At 71.1% G+C, this 16696-nt stretch carries 14 protein-coding genes; 6 read left to right on the forward strand and 8 right to left on the reverse strand.

Features of this window, described 5'->3' with window-relative positions:
• The 5 genes from FDA94_RS35665 to FDA94_RS35685 all read right to left on the reverse strand — a co-directional run.
• The coding region (locus FDA94_RS35665) for a type IV secretion system protein (protein WP_246060336.1) at positions 1-1641 on the reverse strand (1641 nt) is incomplete at its 3' end.
• Complete coding sequence (locus tag FDA94_RS35670; protein ID WP_137251448.1) at positions 1638-4112, reverse strand: ATP-binding protein; 2475 nt, start codon at positions 4110-4112, stop codon at positions 1638-1640. The genes FDA94_RS35670 and FDA94_RS35665, both read right to left, overlap by 4 nt.
• Entirely contained in the window at positions 4105-6801 is a 2697-nt protein-coding gene (locus FDA94_RS35675) for a TcpE family conjugal transfer membrane protein (RefSeq protein WP_170991267.1), read from the reverse strand. The genes FDA94_RS35670 and FDA94_RS35675 overlap by 8 nt, the downstream gene beginning before the upstream one ends.
• A 31-nt stretch (positions 6802-6832) precedes the next feature.
• The gene (locus FDA94_RS35680) at positions 6833-7096 is read right to left on the reverse strand and encodes a hypothetical protein (RefSeq protein ID WP_232327174.1); all 264 of its coding nucleotides are present in this window, start codon (positions 7094-7096) and stop codon (positions 6833-6835) included.
• A gap of 77 nt (positions 7097-7173) precedes the next feature.
• Entirely contained in the window at positions 7174-8100 is a 927-nt protein-coding gene (locus FDA94_RS35685) for a conjugal transfer protein (RefSeq protein WP_246060337.1), read from the reverse strand.
• A 392-nt stretch (positions 8101-8492) separates the two neighbouring features.
• Between FDA94_RS35685 and FDA94_RS35690 the strand changes: the two genes are divergently transcribed.
• Positions 8493-9113, forward strand: coding sequence for a hypothetical protein (locus FDA94_RS35690; RefSeq protein WP_425460199.1), 621 nt, complete (start codon positions 8493-8495; stop codon positions 9111-9113).
• Between the two features lie 10 nt (positions 9114-9123).
• On the opposite strand, the gene FDA94_RS35695 is transcribed toward FDA94_RS35690, so the two are convergent.
• Entirely contained in the window at positions 9124-9534 is a 411-nt protein-coding gene (locus FDA94_RS35695) for a hypothetical protein (protein WP_137251452.1), read from the reverse strand.
• A 130-nt stretch (positions 9535-9664) separates the two neighbouring features.
• Between FDA94_RS35695 and FDA94_RS35700 the strand changes: the two genes are divergently transcribed.
• The gene (locus tag FDA94_RS35700; protein WP_137251453.1) at positions 9665-10399 is read left to right on the forward strand and encodes an SDR family oxidoreductase; all 735 of its coding nucleotides are present in this window, start codon (positions 9665-9667) and stop codon (positions 10397-10399) included.
• A 14-nt stretch (positions 10400-10413) separates the two neighbouring features.
• Here the strand turns inward: FDA94_RS35700 and ychF are convergent, their stop codons facing one another.
• Positions 10414-11490, reverse strand: coding sequence for a redox-regulated ATPase YchF (gene ychF / locus FDA94_RS35705; protein WP_137251454.1), 1077 nt, complete (start codon positions 11488-11490; stop codon positions 10414-10416).
• 131 nt (positions 11491-11621) lie between these two features.
• Here ychF and FDA94_RS35710 point away from each other — a divergent pair, with 131 nt between their 5' ends.
• Both FDA94_RS35710 and FDA94_RS35715 read left to right on the forward strand, forming a co-directional pair.
• Entirely contained in the window at positions 11622-12926 is a 1305-nt protein-coding gene (locus tag FDA94_RS35710) for a DNA recombination protein RmuC (protein ID WP_137251455.1), read from the forward strand.
• Entirely contained in the window at positions 12923-13390 is a 468-nt protein-coding gene (locus FDA94_RS35715; protein ID WP_137251456.1) for a DUF6542 domain-containing protein, read from the forward strand. The genes FDA94_RS35710 and FDA94_RS35715 overlap by 4 nt, the downstream gene beginning before the upstream one ends.
• A gap of 19 nt (positions 13391-13409) precedes the next feature.
• On the opposite strand, the gene FDA94_RS35720 is transcribed toward FDA94_RS35715, so the two are convergent.
• Complete coding sequence (locus FDA94_RS35720) at positions 13410-14384, reverse strand: 4-hydroxy-3-methylbut-2-enyl diphosphate reductase (protein WP_137251457.1); 975 nt, start codon at positions 14382-14384, stop codon at positions 13410-13412.
• Positions 14385-14482: 98 nt separating this feature from the next.
• Between FDA94_RS35720 and FDA94_RS35725 the strand changes: the two genes are divergently transcribed.
• Entirely contained in the window at positions 14483-15478 is a 996-nt protein-coding gene (locus FDA94_RS35725; protein ID WP_137251458.1) for a DUF8129 domain-containing protein, read from the forward strand.
• A gap of 4 nt (positions 15479-15482) precedes the next feature.
• The gene (gene xseA / locus FDA94_RS35730) at positions 15483-16688 is read left to right on the forward strand and encodes an exodeoxyribonuclease VII large subunit (RefSeq protein WP_137251459.1); all 1206 of its coding nucleotides are present in this window, start codon (positions 15483-15485) and stop codon (positions 16686-16688) included.
• The last annotated feature ends 8 nt before the right edge of the window (positions 16689-16696 follow it).

Here is a 16696-nt window from a genome sequence, read left to right on the forward strand (position 1 = left end):
GGTCGAACCGGCGATCGCGGCGTTGACCATCGGCTCGGCCTTGCGCAGCCCCCAGCGGCCCACCCGGGCCGCGGCGACCGGCGGCAGCGCGTTCGCGGCCCGCTGCAGCGTCGGGGCCGTGGCGGCGTCGCCGAGCACGCGGGTCGTGAAGGTGGAGCCGCTGAGCGAGGAGAACAGGTGCTGGAACGGCCTGCGGTAGAAGAACACCGCCAGCGTCAGCAGCGCCATGAACATGATCTGCATGCCCCACGGCAGCGGCGTCGAGATGATCAGGGCGTAGCCGTAGACCAGGACGCCGAGCACCAGCGCGAGCACGGCCTGTCTCAGCAGCGTGCCGACGAGCATCTCCACCCAGCGCATCGCGATGATGCGCCCGGTGCCGGGATGGACGCCGATCAGCAGGAAGATCGGCCCCATGATCAGCAACAGCAGGAAGCCGATCTTCAGCACCAGCAGCGACACCGCCACCAGGAAGATCAGCAACCCGGCGACCATGGCCGCGATGAACGCCCCGATCGCCACGCCGAGACGGCTGGTCCAGTCTTTGCCCTGGAGCAGGTAGAACGACGGGCTGGTGCGCAGCGGTTCGGCGATCTGCTCCTCCCACGCCCGCTGGTGGGCGTCGCCGCCCGGCGACTGCTGGGCGGCCTGCTCGGCCCGGGTGAGGGCCTGCAGTTGGAGGGCCTTGTCGCCGTACTGCGTCACGATCGGCGAGGTCGCGTCGGCGGTGCCGAACATGCCCATCAGCCACGGCTTGCAGACCAGGGTCGACCAGAGCGCGTCGGCGTTCTGCGCCACACCCGGCGTGCCCGGCTGCCCGTAACCGCCGGCGTTGACCGACGGGGCGGCCGCCGGAGTGGCGGCGTCGGCCGCGGCCGGAGTGGTCGCGGGTGGCGGCAGACAGGACGCGCCGCCCGCGCCGGGCAGGCCCGCGAAGGCCGAATTGACGATCTCGGTGGTCTTGTCGGTGATGGTCTTGCCGACGCCGGTCAGGTCCTGGGGACGGCTGAAAAACCAGGTGGCGACCGTGACCGCGACGACCATCCAGATGACCGCCTCGGCGGTCGTGGTGGCGCGCTTGCGGAGCAGGCCGTACCAGGCCAGCCAGATCGCCGCGATGATCACTATCGGCCGCAGGAACGGCCAGTACATCGCGTCGGCCAGGTTGGTGACGATGTCGTCGACGACGTTCTTGATGGGCAGCAGCGGGCCCTCGGTCGCGGCGGCCTCGTACGTCGTGATGGTCAGCCGGTCGACCGCCTTGGCCCACGAGAAGATCGCGTTGGCCCAGGCGTTGCCGATGACGGCCGCGACGTCGGAGCAGCCGAGCTCGTAGGTGTGCCAGAACTGGCCCGACATGCCGTAGGTCTCGTAGTTGGTCATCGGGGCCGTCACGGGCGCCTTGACCGACGTGCCGGCCCCTGCGCCGACCCCGGCGCCGGCGGCGGCGCCGGTGTCGCCCACATCGGGTGGCGGGGGTTTGACGAGGCCGTCGACGCCCGAGCCCACCACCTCCGGCGAGAGGGCGGCGGACATGTCACAGATCCCGTCGGCGTGTGCCACCGACGACCCGATGATCACTGGCGACGCCACGAAGAACGTGACGAACACCAGCATGAGCAGGGCGACCCTGCGTTTCACGAGCGCACCTCCCGCGCGACCCCCGAACGACCCGAACCCACCTTGTCCTGCTCGACCTCATCCGGCTTGGCGTGCGTCGGATTGGTATCGAGCCAGCGCAGCAGCTCCTCGGAGATCAGGTCGACGCCGATCCGGCCCGCCCGACCGTCGAGGTCGCGGAAGACGCACTCGCCGTTGCGCAGCGAGCGCAGCACGCCCTTGTGTTCCTCGTTCGGATCGACTCCCAGGAGCTCCAGTACGTGCTCCACCTCGACCCGTTCGGTCGAGCGGAAGGCGAACACCGAGGAAAGGCAGTTGGTCACCTGCTCGTTCAGCAGGTCACCCGCGTTCTGGGACACCAGCACGAGTGCGGTGTTGCGCGACCGTCCCATGCGGGACACCTCGGGCACCAGCTTGGCGCCCTCGGGCGTGGACGTGATGGCCCACGCCTCGTCGAGGAAGATCGCTTTGGGGGTACGTCTGTCGAGCCCGTTCATCAACCGCCGGGCGAACTGCGAGACCAGGTAGAGCAGGGCGACGGAGAGCCGCTGCTCGTACGAGTAGTCGTCGCGCCCGGTCGCCGCGTCGGGCAGCGTGAGGCCGCCGAGGGTGAACACGGTGGTCCATCCCTCGGTGTCGATCTGGTCGCCGCCGGAGGGGTCGAAGCAGAGCCGGGCAAGGTGCATTTCGGACATCGACCGCAGCACTGCGCCCAGGTTCTTCGACGCGGCGTCCTCCGACCGGTCGAGGTGGTCGATGACCTTCCCGAGCGAGGGGTCGGGCTCGTTGGCGACGGCCGCGACGGCCTGCACCATGGCCGACTCGCGCTCCTCCGACATGCGCGGCAGCAGCAGCCGCAGCGTCTCGGTGGCCATCGTCTTCTTCGCGGCCAGGTCGTCGCCGAACGAGAACGGGTCGAGCAGCCCCGGCGCGGCCGACCCGAGGGGGATCGTGCGGGCCTGCCGTCCGCGCCTGCGCAGCAGCTGCACCAGCGACTCGGCGTCGCCCTTCGGGTCGATGACCGCGACGGTGACGCCGCGCAGCGCCATCTGGTAGATGAGCAGCAGCGCCAACGTGGTCTTGCCGCCGCCGGGCTCGCCGGTGATCGCGATGGCCGTCGGCCGGTTCTTGGTCGCCGCCACGAGCGGGTCGAAGTGGACGATGGAGCGTGCCCGCCCGAGCGTCTCCCCGATGTAGGGCCCCAGCCAGCCGGCCTCGTCGGCCCGGTCGCCCAGGTCGACGGTGGCGGTCGCCATGCCGCCCGCGATGGTCCGCAGCGGCTGCCGCTGCGCGTAGGCGTTCACCCTGACCTTCTCGCCCGGCAGCGCCTCGCAGAACAGCGAGAACTGGTCGCCGGTCGAGTTGACGACGTCGATGCCCATGTCGCGGTAGTGCTCGATGACCGCCTCGACCCGCTGGACGCACATCTCCTCGGTCGGCGCGCTCACGCTCATGCGGTGCCAGCCGTAGACGAACGGCAGGCGTTCCTTCGTGATGCCGTGTTCGAGCATGCGGGCGGCGTCGATCTGCTCGGCCAGCGCCAGCGGCGCCTCGGCGCCCGCCTCGCGGATGTGGATGTCCATGTCGCGCGCGTGGGCCAGCTTCCTGGCGACGTCTCTGGAGGCGCGTACGGGAGAGATGAGCCGCATCCGGGAGGAGATCTCGACCGGGAACGGGAGCTGGTCGCCGAAGTGCATCCAGGGCTCGCCGTCGGGGAACGGCATCAGGTCGGGGAACCGGGCGAACGACAGGTGGGCGACGTAGGAGTCACCGGCGGGCTGCTCGATCCGGAGCAGCGACCTGCCGTTGTGGATCTGCCCCTCGACGAGGGCCTCGATCTCGCCCCGCCCCCACTTGCGCCGCTTCGACGCCGACGCCGGCGGGTCGCCGAGCGAGCCGGTCGCGGCGTGCTGGAACAGCCAGGCGACCTCGACGGACGTGGCGTGCCGCGCGTAGAGCGAACCGGAGGCGAGCGCGCGGCCGAGCCGCTCGGCCGCGTCGGTCCACCTGGCGACCTCCTTCTCCGGCACGTGGTCGTCGTCGAGCCCCAGGTTCTTCTCGGTCTTCTGGTAGAAGCCGAACAGCTGCGCGAGCACGCCCTCGCCGAGCTGCGCGCCGCGCGGCCCGAGCCGGACTCCGAGGTAGACCTCCTTGGACCAGAAGTCCTTGGCCCAGACGTGGCGGTACATCTCTTCGAGGTAGTCGCGCCAGCCCGGCCCCTCGTCGGAGGTGGCGTTGAGCGCCATCGCCCACTCGGCCGCCGGGTAGGTGCGGTGGGCCACCCGCAGGTGCACCTCGGCGTCGGGCATCCGGATCGCGGCCAGCGCGATCGTGATGTTGTTGGCGAGCGCCTCGCGCTCCTCTGGCGTGATGAACTCGTAGCTGACCGTGGGCAACCGGAAGTAGGCCCAGGCAGCGGAGTCGGTGAGGAGGATCCGGTCGTCGAAGTACCGGACCGCCAGACGACTGCGCGCCCGCGACGCCCTAGCCAACGAAGCTCTCCCCTCTCGCCGTGGTCAATCCGCTCGCGACAACCCCGGCAAGGGCAACGTACGCCCTGCGGCCGCCGCTGCGAAGGTCATTGAGGTCGACTTGTCCTGGTTCGGCCAGCTCGTCTTCCCACGGGACCCTCACGATCGCCCTGCACCTTCCGCGTGCGACCGTCTCGGCCCGCTCGACATCGGCCATGCTCCTTCGCGACACGCCGTTGATGACCACGACGGCCCTGCGCCGGAGGTCCGCGCAACCGTGCCCGTCGAGCCAGTCGTAGGTCATCGCGACCGAGTCGGGGGCGTCGGCGCTGGCCGGGGCGACCAGCACGAGCTGGTCGGCGTAGGGCAGCAGCCGCGCGGCGAGCGCGGCGGCCGGGTCCATGAGGATGATCCGGTACTGCTGGTCGAGCAGCCGCATCGCGCGGGCAATGCGCTGGTCAGAGAACCAGCCACGGTCGCCGATGCGCTGCTCGGCACCGGGGTCGACGTCGGCGGCGAGCACGTCGAGCCCGGAGTCGGTCCGGGTCGTGTAGTCGCGCACACGGGTCCCGACGCTGTCGACCGCCGTCAGGAACGAGCTGAGCGTCTCGGGCGTCTCGGGGCTGATCCGCCCGGTGAGCCCGTCGCCCCCGGAGTTGGCGTCGACCGCGACGACCCCGTCCTCCCGGAGCCGCGCGAGGGAGTGCCCGAGGAGCAGCGTGGTCGTGGTCTGCCCTGCCCCGCCCGTGCAGCCCAGCACGACGATGCGCCGGCTGCCGTTGATGGTCGTCCGGGCGCGGTCTTCGTCGTTGTCGCCGTCGGACCCCGCGACGACCTGCGACACCCGCCGCCACGTGGCCTCCGACCCCCGCTCGGCCGGCACGAACGGCGCCGGCGGCTGCCCCTTGCGCAACCGCTCCTTCTGCCAGTCGACCGCGGGCGCGGGCGCCTCCGGCTCGACGGCCGAGTCGGCGGAAGCCGCCAGCCTCCGCAACCTCCGCAACGCGTCGGGCCGTATCGGCGGCGAGGAGATCTCCTCAGCGGCGGGACTCTCGGCGGCGACCTCACGATCAGGCTCGGCCTGCCGGGGCTCGACGACCGGCTCAGGCTCCACCCGAGCGGGCGGCACGGCAACCTCGGGCTCAGCCGCGGCATGCCTGCCCACCCGGCCCGACGCCGGCTCTTCCTTGGCGGCCTGACTCGCGGCATGCCGGGCTACCCGCGCCGACTCAGCCGGGGTCTCGTCCTGTACGGACTGGGCCACGCCCGACTCTTCGTCCGGGCCCCCCTCACGATCCGACCCGGCCTTGGCCACCGGCGACCACGAGAACTGAGGAGACGCGGTCTCGGCAGCCGAGGGCGCGGGAACTTCGGCAGACGGCGTCGGCACACCGGCGCCCTGCGACCCGGAACCCGCAGGAGCGTGGGCGGGCACATCAGGAGCTTCCGACCGGCTCACCGGAACCGGGCGCGTGGGCGCATCGGCACCCTGCGATCCGCTCGCCGGGTGCGGGGACACACCGGGCACCTCAGGCTGGGCCTGGCGGTCGGAAACCGGCCACACGGGCACGTCGGAGACCTGCGGCGAGCGCGCCTCCGACCCCGCCCGAGCGACATTCGGCCTGGTGGAAGCCGGGCGCGCCGGCGCACCGGGCGTCTCGGACCGGCTCGGACCTTCGGGCACGTCGGGAGCCTGTGGCCTGGGGGTCGACGGCGCACTGGGCGTCTCGGACCGGGCCGGGGCTTCGGCCGCCGTGCGCGCGGGCGCGTCGGAAGGCCGGGGGCCGGGCTCCGCAGGCGTGGGCACGCCGGCGTCTTCCGGCCGGGCCGGACTGCCCGGGACCAGGCGCATGGGCACGGTGGGACCCTGCGGGCGAGGCTCGTTCGCCTCGCGCGCCGGCCTCTCGGGCCGCCGGATCGGGCGCGGAGTCGGTTCGCTCTCCGCGTGTGCGGGCGGCTCGGGGGCTTCGGGGGTCTTGGGCCTGTCGGACGGGTGGGCGAGGAAGGCCGGTCGGAGCGGGTTGGCGGCGAGGGGGCGGGAGCGGTCCTTGGCCGGGTCGGCGGGCTCCCCCGGGCGGATCAGGCGTGGGGGCTGGCCGAAGGTCGCGGGGCGGCGGCCCTCCGGGAGGGCCGTCTGCTTGTCGTCCGGGTGGCCGATCAACCGGCGGGCGGGTTCGGGGGACGCGTGGGCCGTCGTCGTGGTGGTCAGCGGGGGCTTCACGCGTACCGGGATCTCCTCGACCACCGGCGCGGCGGCCGCGGCGGCGGCGGCCACGGCGGGGCGGACGGTCGCGCGCTGGGGTTCCGGAGCGCGCTTGGGCTTCTTGACCCGCACGCGCTCGGTGCCGGCCCGCCAGACCTTGGCCTGGAAGTCGATCACGTCGGGCTCGCCCGAGGGCGCGAGGCGGCACCACGTCTTGGGCTCGGAGAAGTAGCGGGTCTGCGACTGGAGGAGTTCGGTCAGTCGCTTGCCCTCGATCACGGGACGAGTCGACAGCCATGTAACGATCCCGGGCGGAACCAGATAGATCACATGCCAGGGCGCGTCGAAGGGCAAACCGACCACTTGGAGGAGGACCCACCAGAAGGCGGAGACGCCGACGAAGACACCGATCCAGACGATGGGCAACGGCATGGGCAGCCGGAGATCATAAAGCTTGTAAAGCCGCTTCTCAATTCGCCAGATATTGGTGTATGTAGGCAGATCCACCCGAATCCTCCTCTCCGCAACGTGCCAAAGGTCACTGGATGCCGAGCGCCCCCGCGATCGCCTTGGCCGTCACCTCGATGATGTTCGGCACATAGAAGATCACACCGATGGCGATCGCCAGGATGATGAACTGGACGAACCGCGTGATCTCCCTGGTGAAGAGGAAGAACAGCGCCACGACCGACACGATCACCAAGAACAACGGCGCGAAGAATCGGCGCAGGAACTCGGCCAGGCCTTCGGTGTTGAGCCCGGTGCCCGACCCCGGCGCGGGGGACGGCGCGAGCGCGGTCACGGTCTCGACAATCGTTTGGAGAATCAATTCTCGCCCTCCCGGGGGTGTGGATCAGCGACGTCGTGGTCGTTCATGCGCTACCCCACGGACCGGCTCGCGCCCTGGACCTGCCGGACGAGCCACTTGTCGCCCTGCTTCTCCATCGTGAGCAGGTAGGCCTGCTCCAGCAGCGCGGGCTGCGCGGCCGGGTCGGCCGGATCGGCGGTCGGCACCGCGGCGGCGTCGGCCGCCGTGATGGACCAGGTGACCGTCACGGTGACATCGCGGCCGGTCTCCCCCCCGAGCGGCGCGACCACGCTGTTGAGCTGGGCCAGGGTGAACTGACCGCCGAGACCCTCGATCGTCGCGCCGTCGGCCGCGTAGAGCTTCAGCTCGGCGGCGTTGCCGGAGGCGTAGGCCCGGAAGAAGCCTTCGAGCGTCTGACGCAGCTGGTCTTCGAGGTTGGCGTCGCGGTCGGGACCCGCGATGGCCGGCAGCCCGGCCGCGCCCCCGGAGGGCAGCAGGGCGGGCAGCCCGGACACGACGAACCGGCCGTCGGCCTGGAAGATCGGCACCGACAGCAGCCAGCGCCGCGCGCCCGACTGGAAACTGACTTGCACCCGCGCGTTGTTCGCGTCGGCGACCTCGATGGAATGGAATTGAATGGCGCCGGCCGCCATGCGCCCGGACCCATTCCAGCCGAATCGCCTTTCGACCCCGTCGGCGAGAAAATCGGTGAGCCGGGTGTCGCGCTGTTCTGGATTCGTTCCGTCGAAATTCAGATAAACGGCGGCGAACTGATTCGCGAACGCCGCTCCCTGCTGCACCGGGAAACCGGAATCGGCCGGTGCGGACGGTGCGCCGGTGGCGCCCTGATTCGACGTGAAACGCTCGAACGGCGCCCTCACCCCGTTGACGACGATCACGACGATGAGCGCCCAGAGCACGGCCCTGCCGGTCCAGACGAGCCAGCGGCCCCCGCCGCCGCTCCAGCCCCTGCGCCGCATCGGCTCCCGTTCAGGCAACGGCGGATCCGTAGGAGGGTATGACTCTGGGTCGCCAGCGATCCGAGGATCCTGCTGGACGGTTGACCTGCGAGCCATCACGCCTCCGCTCGCGCCGATCCCCCCGGCTGGCGCGGTGTCGTCTTACTCTCGATCCGGTTATCCATGTTGAAGTAATCACCTTAGCGGCCTCGCCAATTGTTCCAGGAAAGCCACGCCCATGCTGCAGGCATCGCCGTAACCGGCCAAACCGAGTGTGCATGACACCGAGAGTGCCCGTACCGGCATGGATGACTACATAACGACGTTTGCGCAGGCCACCGTGGCAAAATGTAACCGTCGAGCCATCAGGAGGTAACCAAACGGCTCTGAGACTCAGTCCGGCATCCCGCACTCGTAGTAGAAAGCAGAGCATGCACCGCGTGATCATCTTAGTGGTCGCCCTCACGGTCGGGGCCGGGTTCGGCGCGCTGACGTCGCTGGCCAACGCCCTGTCCGGCGACTTCGCCGACCTGGAGAGCCGGGAGTACACGACCAGCGGATGGTCGGTCCCCGAGATCGTCAGCGTGGTGCTCGACTCGGGCTGGGCCTGGGCGGGCCTGGCCATCGCGGTCGGCTGGCTCCTCACGCGCGGAACCAGTGGCGGGCGCGCCTCTCTGGTGCGGGGGGCGGTCGTGGGGCCGGTGGCGCTGGTCACCGCCGTCGCGGCCTACGCGCTCGTCGACACCGCGCGCAGCGGCGCGCCGCTGTCCGACTGGATCCATTCCGAGCCGTACGTGTGGTGGATCGCCGCCGTGGTCTTCGGCGTGCCGCTGGGGGTCGTGGGCGCCTGCGCCCACCTGCCGGGGGTGGTCGGCCTGCTGGCCGGGCTGACCCTGCCGGTGGGCGCGGCGGTGCAGATGGTGCTGCTGCCGCCGGGCCGCAACGAGGTGGTCAGGGACATCGGCCAGGCGGTCGTGTGGACGGCCGCCGCGCTGTTCGCGGTGTTCGTCGTCATACGGGTGGCACGTCGGGAGTCCGCCGACCCGGCGTGACGACCGGAGGTCAGACCGCCGCCCGGTGATGCCGCCAGGCGACGTACAGCAGGACGAGCGCGAGCGCCCACTCCAGGCCGAGCCCGGTCCCCACTCCGATCGCGTCGCGCAGCGAGAAGTGGTCGAAGTGCCGGACGTGGAAGAGGAAGTGCGTGCCGGCGTAGATCACATAACCGGTCAGCGCCGACAGGACCACCCTGCGCTCCATCACCCCCGCGGCGAAGAACAGCATGGCGGTCAGCGCGAGCCCGAGCCCGCCGACGTCGGAGAGCAGGTGCTCGTTGTACGGCGGATCGAGGCTCACCGTCGGGAAGTCGTCGTAGAACGAGCGCGGGAAGACGTACTGCCAGACCGAGACGAGGGTCTGGAGCGCGGCCAGGGCGAGCAGCCCGGCGCGCAGCCATGTGGCGGTGGGATTCATGCACAGGGCGACATTCCGGCCGGGGTCGTTCGTGACACGGCACGATGTGAGCCTCGTCACGGGGGCGCGATGTCACGAAGCCGCGCCCTCCCCCCGTCACCCCTCTCGAAGCGCGTGGAGAGGAGCGGTCATGAGGATCGCGGTGGCCGGAGGAACCGGCGTGGTCGGGCGGTACGTCGTCGAGGCCCTGCGGGCCCGGGGGTACGAACCGGCGGTGCTCTCGCGGGCGACCGGCGTCGACCTGGCGAGCGGTTCGGGGCTCGACGCCGCGCTGGTCGGGGCCGAGACGGTCGTCGACGTCGGCAACGTGACCACGACGAGCAGGTCGGCGGCGGTGGCCTTCTTCGACCGGGCGGGGCGCAACCTCGCCGCGGCGGCGGAGCGCGCCGGGGTGCGGCACCTCGTGACGCTGTCGATCGTGGGGGTCGACCGGGTGAGGCTCGGCTACTACGCGGGCAAGCGGCGGCAGGAGGCGATCGTCAAAGAGGGGGCGGTGCCGTGGACCATCCTGCGGGCGACCCAGTTCCACGAGTTCGCGGGCCAGGTCCTGGGCGGCGTCCCCGGCCCGGTCGCGCTGGTCCCGAGCGGACGGGTGCAGCCGGTCGCCGCCCGCGAGGTGGGCGAGGCGCTCGCCGGCCTCGCCCTCGGGGCGCCGCAGGGCATGGCGCCCGAGCTGGCTGGCCCGCGGGTCGAGTCGCTGCCCGACATGGCCCGCCGCCTCATCGCGGCGGGCGGGGCGCGCAGGCGGCCGGTCGTCCCGGTCTACTTCCCCGGCGGGATGAGCGCCGGGGGCCTGCTGCCGACGGGTCGGGGACCTCGTGGCGTTCAGACCTTCGAGGAATGGCTGGCCACTCCGAAGGCGTAACGGAAGAAGGGTTTTCAGACGTTGAAGCGGAACTCCACGACGTCGCCGTCGCGCATCACGTAGTCCTTGCCCTCGATGCGGGCCTTGCCGACCGAGCGGGCGGCGGCGACCGAGCCGGCCTCCATGAGGTCGGCGAAGGAGATGACCTCGGCCTTGATGAAGCCGCGCTGGAAGTCGGTGTGGATGACGCCCGCGGCCTCGGGGGCGGTGGCGCCCTTCTTGATGGTCCAGGCCCGGGTCTCCTTCGGGCCGGCCGTCAGGTAGGTCTGCAGGCCCAGGGTCTCGAAGCCGACGCGGGCGAGCTGGGACAGGCCCGACTCCGACTGGCCGACCGACTGGAGCAGCTCCAGGGCCTCCTCGTCGGACAGCTCGACGAGCTCCGACTCGATCTTCGCGTCGAGGAAGACGGCCTCGGCGGGGGCCACGATGGCCGACAGGCGGGCGCGGAGCTCCTCGTCGACGAGTTCGTCGGCGTCGAGGTTGAAGACGTAGAGGAACGGCTTGGCCGTCAGCAGGTGCAGCTCGCGCAGGTCGGTGAGGTCGGTGCCGGCCGCGTAGAGGGTGGTGCCGCCGTCGAGGACCTTCATGGCGGCCTCGGCGGCTTCCAGGGTGGCCTTGCGGTCCTTGTTGGTGCGGGCCTCCTTCTGGAGCCGCGGGATCGCCTTCTCGATGGTCTGCATGTCGGCGAGGATCAGCTCGGTGTTGATCGTCTCGATGTCGCGGCCGGGCTCGACGCCGCCGTCGACGTGGGTCACGTCGGGGTCGGTGAACACCCGGATGACCTGGCAGATCGCGTCGGTCTCGCGGATGTTGGCGAGGAACTGGTTGCCCCGGCCCTGCCCTTCGGAGGCGCCCTTCACCAGGCCGGCGATGTCGACGAACTCGACCTTGGCGGGCAGGATCTTGGCCGAGTCGTAGATCTCGGCAAGCTTGGCGAGCCGGTCGTCGGGCACGCCCACGATGCCCACGTTGGGCTCGATCGTGGCGAACGGATAGTTGGCCGCGAGGGCGTTGGCGCTCTTGGTCAGCGCGTTGAAGAGGGTGCTCTTGCCGACGTTGGGGAGGCCGACGATCCCGATGCTCAGGCTCACGAAATTCGAGTCTATTGGAATCCGGTACGCCGCTCGTCAAACCCCGTCGTGGGCAAACTCTGGGTCGTGGCGGGGTATGCGGAGGGCGAGCCTCCCTCTTCTGCCGGGAAAAGCCTGGGATCATCCAGGACGTGGATGTCCTGGCTCTCGCTCTCCAACTGCTGGTGGGCCTGGCGGCCGGGCTCGCCATCGGGTTCGTCGTCGGGCGCGCCCGATCGGCGGGCGCGAACGCCGAGGCCGCCGTCAAGCTCGCCGACGCCGAAGCGCGCGCCCGGGCGGCCGAAGAGAAGGTGGTGTACGTCGAGGAGCAGCTCGCCGAGCGCTTCCAGGCCCTGTCGGCCCGCGCGCTCGACGTCAACAATCTGCGCTTCCTCGAACTGGCCGAGAACCGCCTGAACACGACCAGGGCCGAGGCGGCCGGAGACCTCGACCTGCGCCGGGAGGCCGTGGAGAACCTGGTCGGGCCGTTACGCGAGACGCTGGCGAAGGTCGAGGAGCAGCTCCGCGAGAGCGAGTCGGGGGCGCGGGTCGCCCGCGCCGAGCTCGCCCAGCAGATGGAGTTCGTCCGGCACAGCTCCGAGCAGCTCAAGTCGCAGACCTCCGCGCTGGTCCGGGCGCTGCGGCGGCCCGAGGCCCGGGGGCGGTGGGGTGAGCTGCAGCTGCGCCGGGTGGCCGAGATCGCCGGCATGGCCCGGTTCTGCGACTTCGACGAGCAGGTCACCGCGATGACCCCCGACGGGCCGGTCCGGCCCGACATGGTCGTCCGGCTGAGCGGTGGCAAGAACATCATCGTCGACTCGAAGGTGTCGCTGGCGGCCTATCTGGAGGCGTCCGAGGCGGGCGACCCCGACCTGGCCGGCGCCCGGCTCGACGCGCACGCCCGCCACCTGCGCGACCATGTCGACCGGCTGGCGGCCAAGACCTACTGGCAGGCGTTCAGCCCCGCGCCCGAGTTCATGGTGCTGTTCATCCCGGGCGAGGCGTTCCTGGCCCCGGCGCTGGAGCGCGACCCGGCGCTGCTCGAGTACGCGATGAACCGGCGGGTCCACATCGCGACCCCGACCACGCTGATCACGATGTTGCGCACCGCCAGCTACGCCTGGCAGCAGGCGGCGCTGAGCGAGAACGCCAAGGCCGTGTTCGACCTCGGCAAGGAGTTGTACGACCGGCTCGGCAGTCTCGGGCGGCAGGTCGACGGTCTGGGAAGATCATTGGCACGGGCCGTGGCGGCGTACAACCGGACGGTCGGCTCCCTCGAGAGCCGCGTGCTGGTGAGCGCCCGCAAGATGACCGACCTCGGCCTGGTCGACACCCCGCTGCCGGCCCCGCAGCCGGTAGAGGAGTCGCCACGGTCGCTGTCGATGCCCGAACTCGTCGGGGACGACACCGGATATGACGGTAGCTTGAGCCACCAGGGAGGGGGGCCGGAGAGATGAGGGTGACCGCGCGCGGCGCCATCACGTTGCTGTTCTTCGTCTGTCTGCTCGGACAGATCACCCTCCCGGGGCCGTTCTTCCTCGTCGGGGTGCTCGCGGCGGTCTGGCTGGTGAACCCCCGCGACCTGCTGACCCTGGTGGTCTCCCCGCCCTTGGTCTTCTTCGTGTCGGCCCTCGTCGTCGAGGTCCTCAGCGCCCTGGGCGCCGACTCGGCCCTCCAGTCGCTGGGCCTGGGCATGTTCACGACCCTGTCGGCGGCGGCGCCGTGGCTGTTCGCGGGGTCGGCGCTGGCCCTGGGCCTAGCCTGGTACCGGGGGTTGCCGCAGAGCGTGCGCGCGACCCGCGAGGACATGAAGAACCGGGTGCCGGCCCCCCGGAAGAGCAAGGAGTTCGACGCCGAGCCCGAGGGCTACTTCGAGCCCAAGGTCTACGGAACGGCGAAGGAAGAGCGCCCCCAGGCCTGACGGCCCGGGGGTCGGGGCGTCAGGCCCGCAGGTCCTTGCGGAGCTCGTGGGGCAGGGCGAAGCGCATCTTCTCGGTCACCGACTCGACCTCTTCGACGTCGCCGAAGCCGTGGGCGGCGAGCTTGGCCAGCACGCCCTCGACCAGGATCTCCGGCACCGACGCGCCGCTCGTCACGCCGACCGTGGTGACGCCGTCGAGCCACGCCGGGTCGACGAACGTGGCGTCGTCGACGAGGTAGGAGGCGTCGGCGCCGTAGTCGAGGGCCACCTCGACCAGGCGCTTGGAGTTGGACGAGTTCGACGACCCCACCACGATCACGAGCTGGGCCTCGGCGGCGATCTCCTTGACCGCCGTCTGGCGGTTGGAGGTCGCGTAGCAGATGTCGTCGCTGGGCGGGTCGATCAGGTCGGGGAAGCGATTCTTGAGGCGGGTGACCGTCTCGGTGGTCTCGTCGACCGAGAGGGTCGTCTGCGACAGCCACACGACCTTCGACGGGTCGCGCACCTCGACGGTCTCGACGCCTTCGAGGCCGTCGACCAGGCGGACGTGGTCGGGCGCCTCGCCGGCCGTGCCCTCGACCTCCTCGTGCCCCTCGTGGCCGATCAGGAGGATGTCGTAGTCTTGCGCGGCGAAGCGCTTGGCCTCGTTGTGGACCTTGGTGACCAGCGGGCAGGTGGCGTCGATGGTCTTCAGGCTGCGCTGGGCGGCCTCCTGGTGAACGGCCGGGGAGACTCCATGGGCCGAGAACACGACGATGGCCCCTTCGGGGACCTCCTCGGTCTCGTCGACGAAGATCGCGCCGCGCTCTTCGAGGGTCTTGACGACGAAGGTGTTGTGGACGATCTGCTTACGGACGTAGATCGGCGCGCCGTACTGCGCCAATGCCCGCTCCACGGCTTCCACCGCCCGGTCGACGCCGGCGCAGTAACCGCGCGGCTTCGCCACCAGGACACGACGGCGATCTGTAATGGTCGCGGGGGTCTGTGACGTCATGGTCTCATGCTACGTGGATGGTCTGCAGTGGCTTGACCTCCGCCCGCGCCAGTCTTGCCAGACTGCGACATCAACGGAATATCTCCTGGGAGCTGCCCATGTCCCTCTTGCGTACGATCACGAAGCCCATTCGCGAGGTCTATAACAACCGTGACGAGATAACACAGAAGGTGAAAGACCTGCCCATGGTGGCGCTCCAGGGCGCGCTCAGCGGGGTGGGTCAGGCCCTCCTTCTCGGCGACCGGGTCCGCTCCACCCTGAAGCGGGTCACCGGAAACGCCCCGGCCGAGGAGACCCCCACCGACCCCTCCCGCCCCGGCGTCAAGGCCGTCTCCGACATCGTGGTCGAGGAGGAGGAGAAGAAGCCGCGCCGCGAGCCGGTCATCTTCGCGCCCCGCCCGGCCGCGTCCGGCAAGCCCGAACCGGTGATCTTCCAGCCGGGGGGTAGCGCCCCGAAGGGCGACCGCCTGGTCGCCTCAGGTGCGAAGGCGGAGGAGACCCCTGTGAGCGAAGCCGTGCCGGCGTCCACCGAGACCACCCCCGACGACAAGCCGCTGCCCCACGCCGCGACCGACCCCGCCCCCGCGGCCGCCCCGGAACCGGCGAAGGCCGAGAACACAGAGGAGAAGGTCGCCGAGACCGCCGACCACGAGGCGACCACGCCCGCCGCCACCCCCGAGGCCGGCGAGAAGGCCAAGGCGGAGCAGGAGGAGGAGCCCACCCCCGTCGCCGCCGAGCCGCAGGGGCAGAAGACCACCGAGCCCTCCTCCGACCCCGCGCTGGCCGCCGAGCCCGCCGTCCCGTCGAAGATCCCCCCGGCGCCCAAGCCGGCGAAGAAGACCCCCGGCGAGCCGGTCACCGACACGGCCGTCCCCGAGGTCACCCCCGGTCACACCGAGGAGCCCCCGGCGAGGGACCTGCCCGCCGAGCCCATCCCCGGCTACGCCGACCTGACCTTCGCCTCCCTCCGGGCGCGGATGCGCGGCCGGTCGAAGGAGGAGATCCAGAGCTGGATCGACTACGAGAAGGCGAGCACGGCGCGCCCGGAAGTGCTCCGGATGTTCGAGAACCGGCTGGCCAAGCTGGAAAGCTGAGCAGGTGAGCGCGAAGACCTCCCCCGAGGCGCCCCTGCCGGTCAGGTCGGTGCTGCAGATGGTCGCCCAGTGGATCGGGAAGCTCGGCACGGTCTGGGTCGAAGGCCAGATCACCGAGCTGACCGCCCGGGGCGGCACGGTGTTCATGACCCTGCGCGACCCGGTCGCGAACGTGTCGGCCCGGGTGACGTGCGCCCGGAACGTCTACGAGTCGAGTCTCCCGCGCCCGGTCGACGGCGCGCGGGTGGTGGTGCACGTCAAGGCCGACTTCTGGGTCAACCGGGGGTCGTTCGCGTTCACCGCCATGGAGATCCGGCCCGTCGGGGTCGGCGAGCTGCTGGCCCGGCTGGAGCGGCTGCGGCAGGTGCTGGCGGCCGAGGGCGTGTTCAACAACGACCGCAAGCGCCGGCTGCCGTTCCTGCCCGGGACCGTCGGGCTGATCTGCGGGCGCGACTCGGCGGCCGAGCGCGACGTGCTGGAGAACGCCCGGCGCAGGTGGCCGGCGGTCCGGTTCAAGGTCGAGCAGGTGGCGGTGCAGGGCGGGCTGGCGGTCGCCGAGGTGACCGACGCGCTGCACCGGCTCGACGCCGACCGCGAGGTCGACGTGATCATCGTGGCCCGGGGCGGCGGGTCGCTGGAAGACCTGCTGCCGTTCTCCGACGAGTCGCTGGTCAGGGCCGTCGCGGCCTGCCGGACCCCGGTGGTGAGCGCGATCGGCCACGAGCAGGACTCGCCGCTGCTGGACCTGGTGGCCGACCTGCGGGCGTCCACCCCCACCGACGCCGCCAAGAAGGTGGTGCCCGACGTGGGCGAGCAACTCGCGCTGGTCCACCAGCTGCGCGACCGGGGCAGGCGGGTCATGGGGGGCTGGCTGGAACGGGAGCTCGCGTGGGTGAACTCGGTACGGTCGCGGCCGTCGCTGGCCGATCCCGTACGCGAGGTCGAACGCCGCGCCGAACAGGTCGACCAGCTGAGAGAGCGGGCCCGGCGGGTGCTCGACCACTCCCTCCACCGCAGTTCCGACGGGCTGGAGCACCTCAGAGCCCGGCTGGTGGCCCTCTCGCCCGCCGCGACCCTCGAACGGGGCTACGCGATCGTGCAGAGGCCCTCGGGCGAGGTGGTCAGGAAGGCCGCCGAGCTCGCCGAGGGCGAGGCGCTCACCGTCAGGTTCCCCGACGATCGGGTCGGGGTCGAGGTCACCGGCCTTTAGGGTGGGCA

Origin of the sequence: Herbidospora galbida, assembly GCF_005233835.1 — a bacterium.
Taxonomy (GTDB): Bacteria; Actinomycetota; Actinomycetes; order Streptosporangiales; family Streptosporangiaceae; genus Herbidospora; species Herbidospora galbida.

Bases quoted from the DNA above. Each gene is read 5' to 3' on its own strand.
- FDA94_RS35695 (WP_137251452.1), bottom strand. From the start codon at position 9,534: ATGAATCCCACCGCCACATGGCTGCGCGCCGGGCTGCTCGCCCTGGCC.
- FDA94_RS35700 (WP_137251453.1), top strand. From the start codon at position 9,665: ATGAGGATCGCGGTGGCCGGAGGAACCGGCGTGGTCGGGCGGTACGTC.
- FDA94_RS35690 (WP_425460199.1), top strand. From the start codon at position 8,493: ATGCACCGCGTGATCATCTTAGTGGTCGCCCTCACGGTCGGGGCCGGG.
- FDA94_RS35715 (WP_137251456.1), top strand. From the start codon at position 12,923: ATGAGGGTGACCGCGCGCGGCGCCATCACGTTGCTGTTCTTCGTCTGT.
- FDA94_RS35720 (WP_137251457.1), bottom strand. From the start codon at position 14,384: ATGACGTCACAGACCCCCGCGACCATTACAGATCGCCGTCGTGTCCTG.
- FDA94_RS35725 (WP_137251458.1), top strand. From the start codon at position 14,483: ATGTCCCTCTTGCGTACGATCACGAAGCCCATTCGCGAGGTCTATAAC.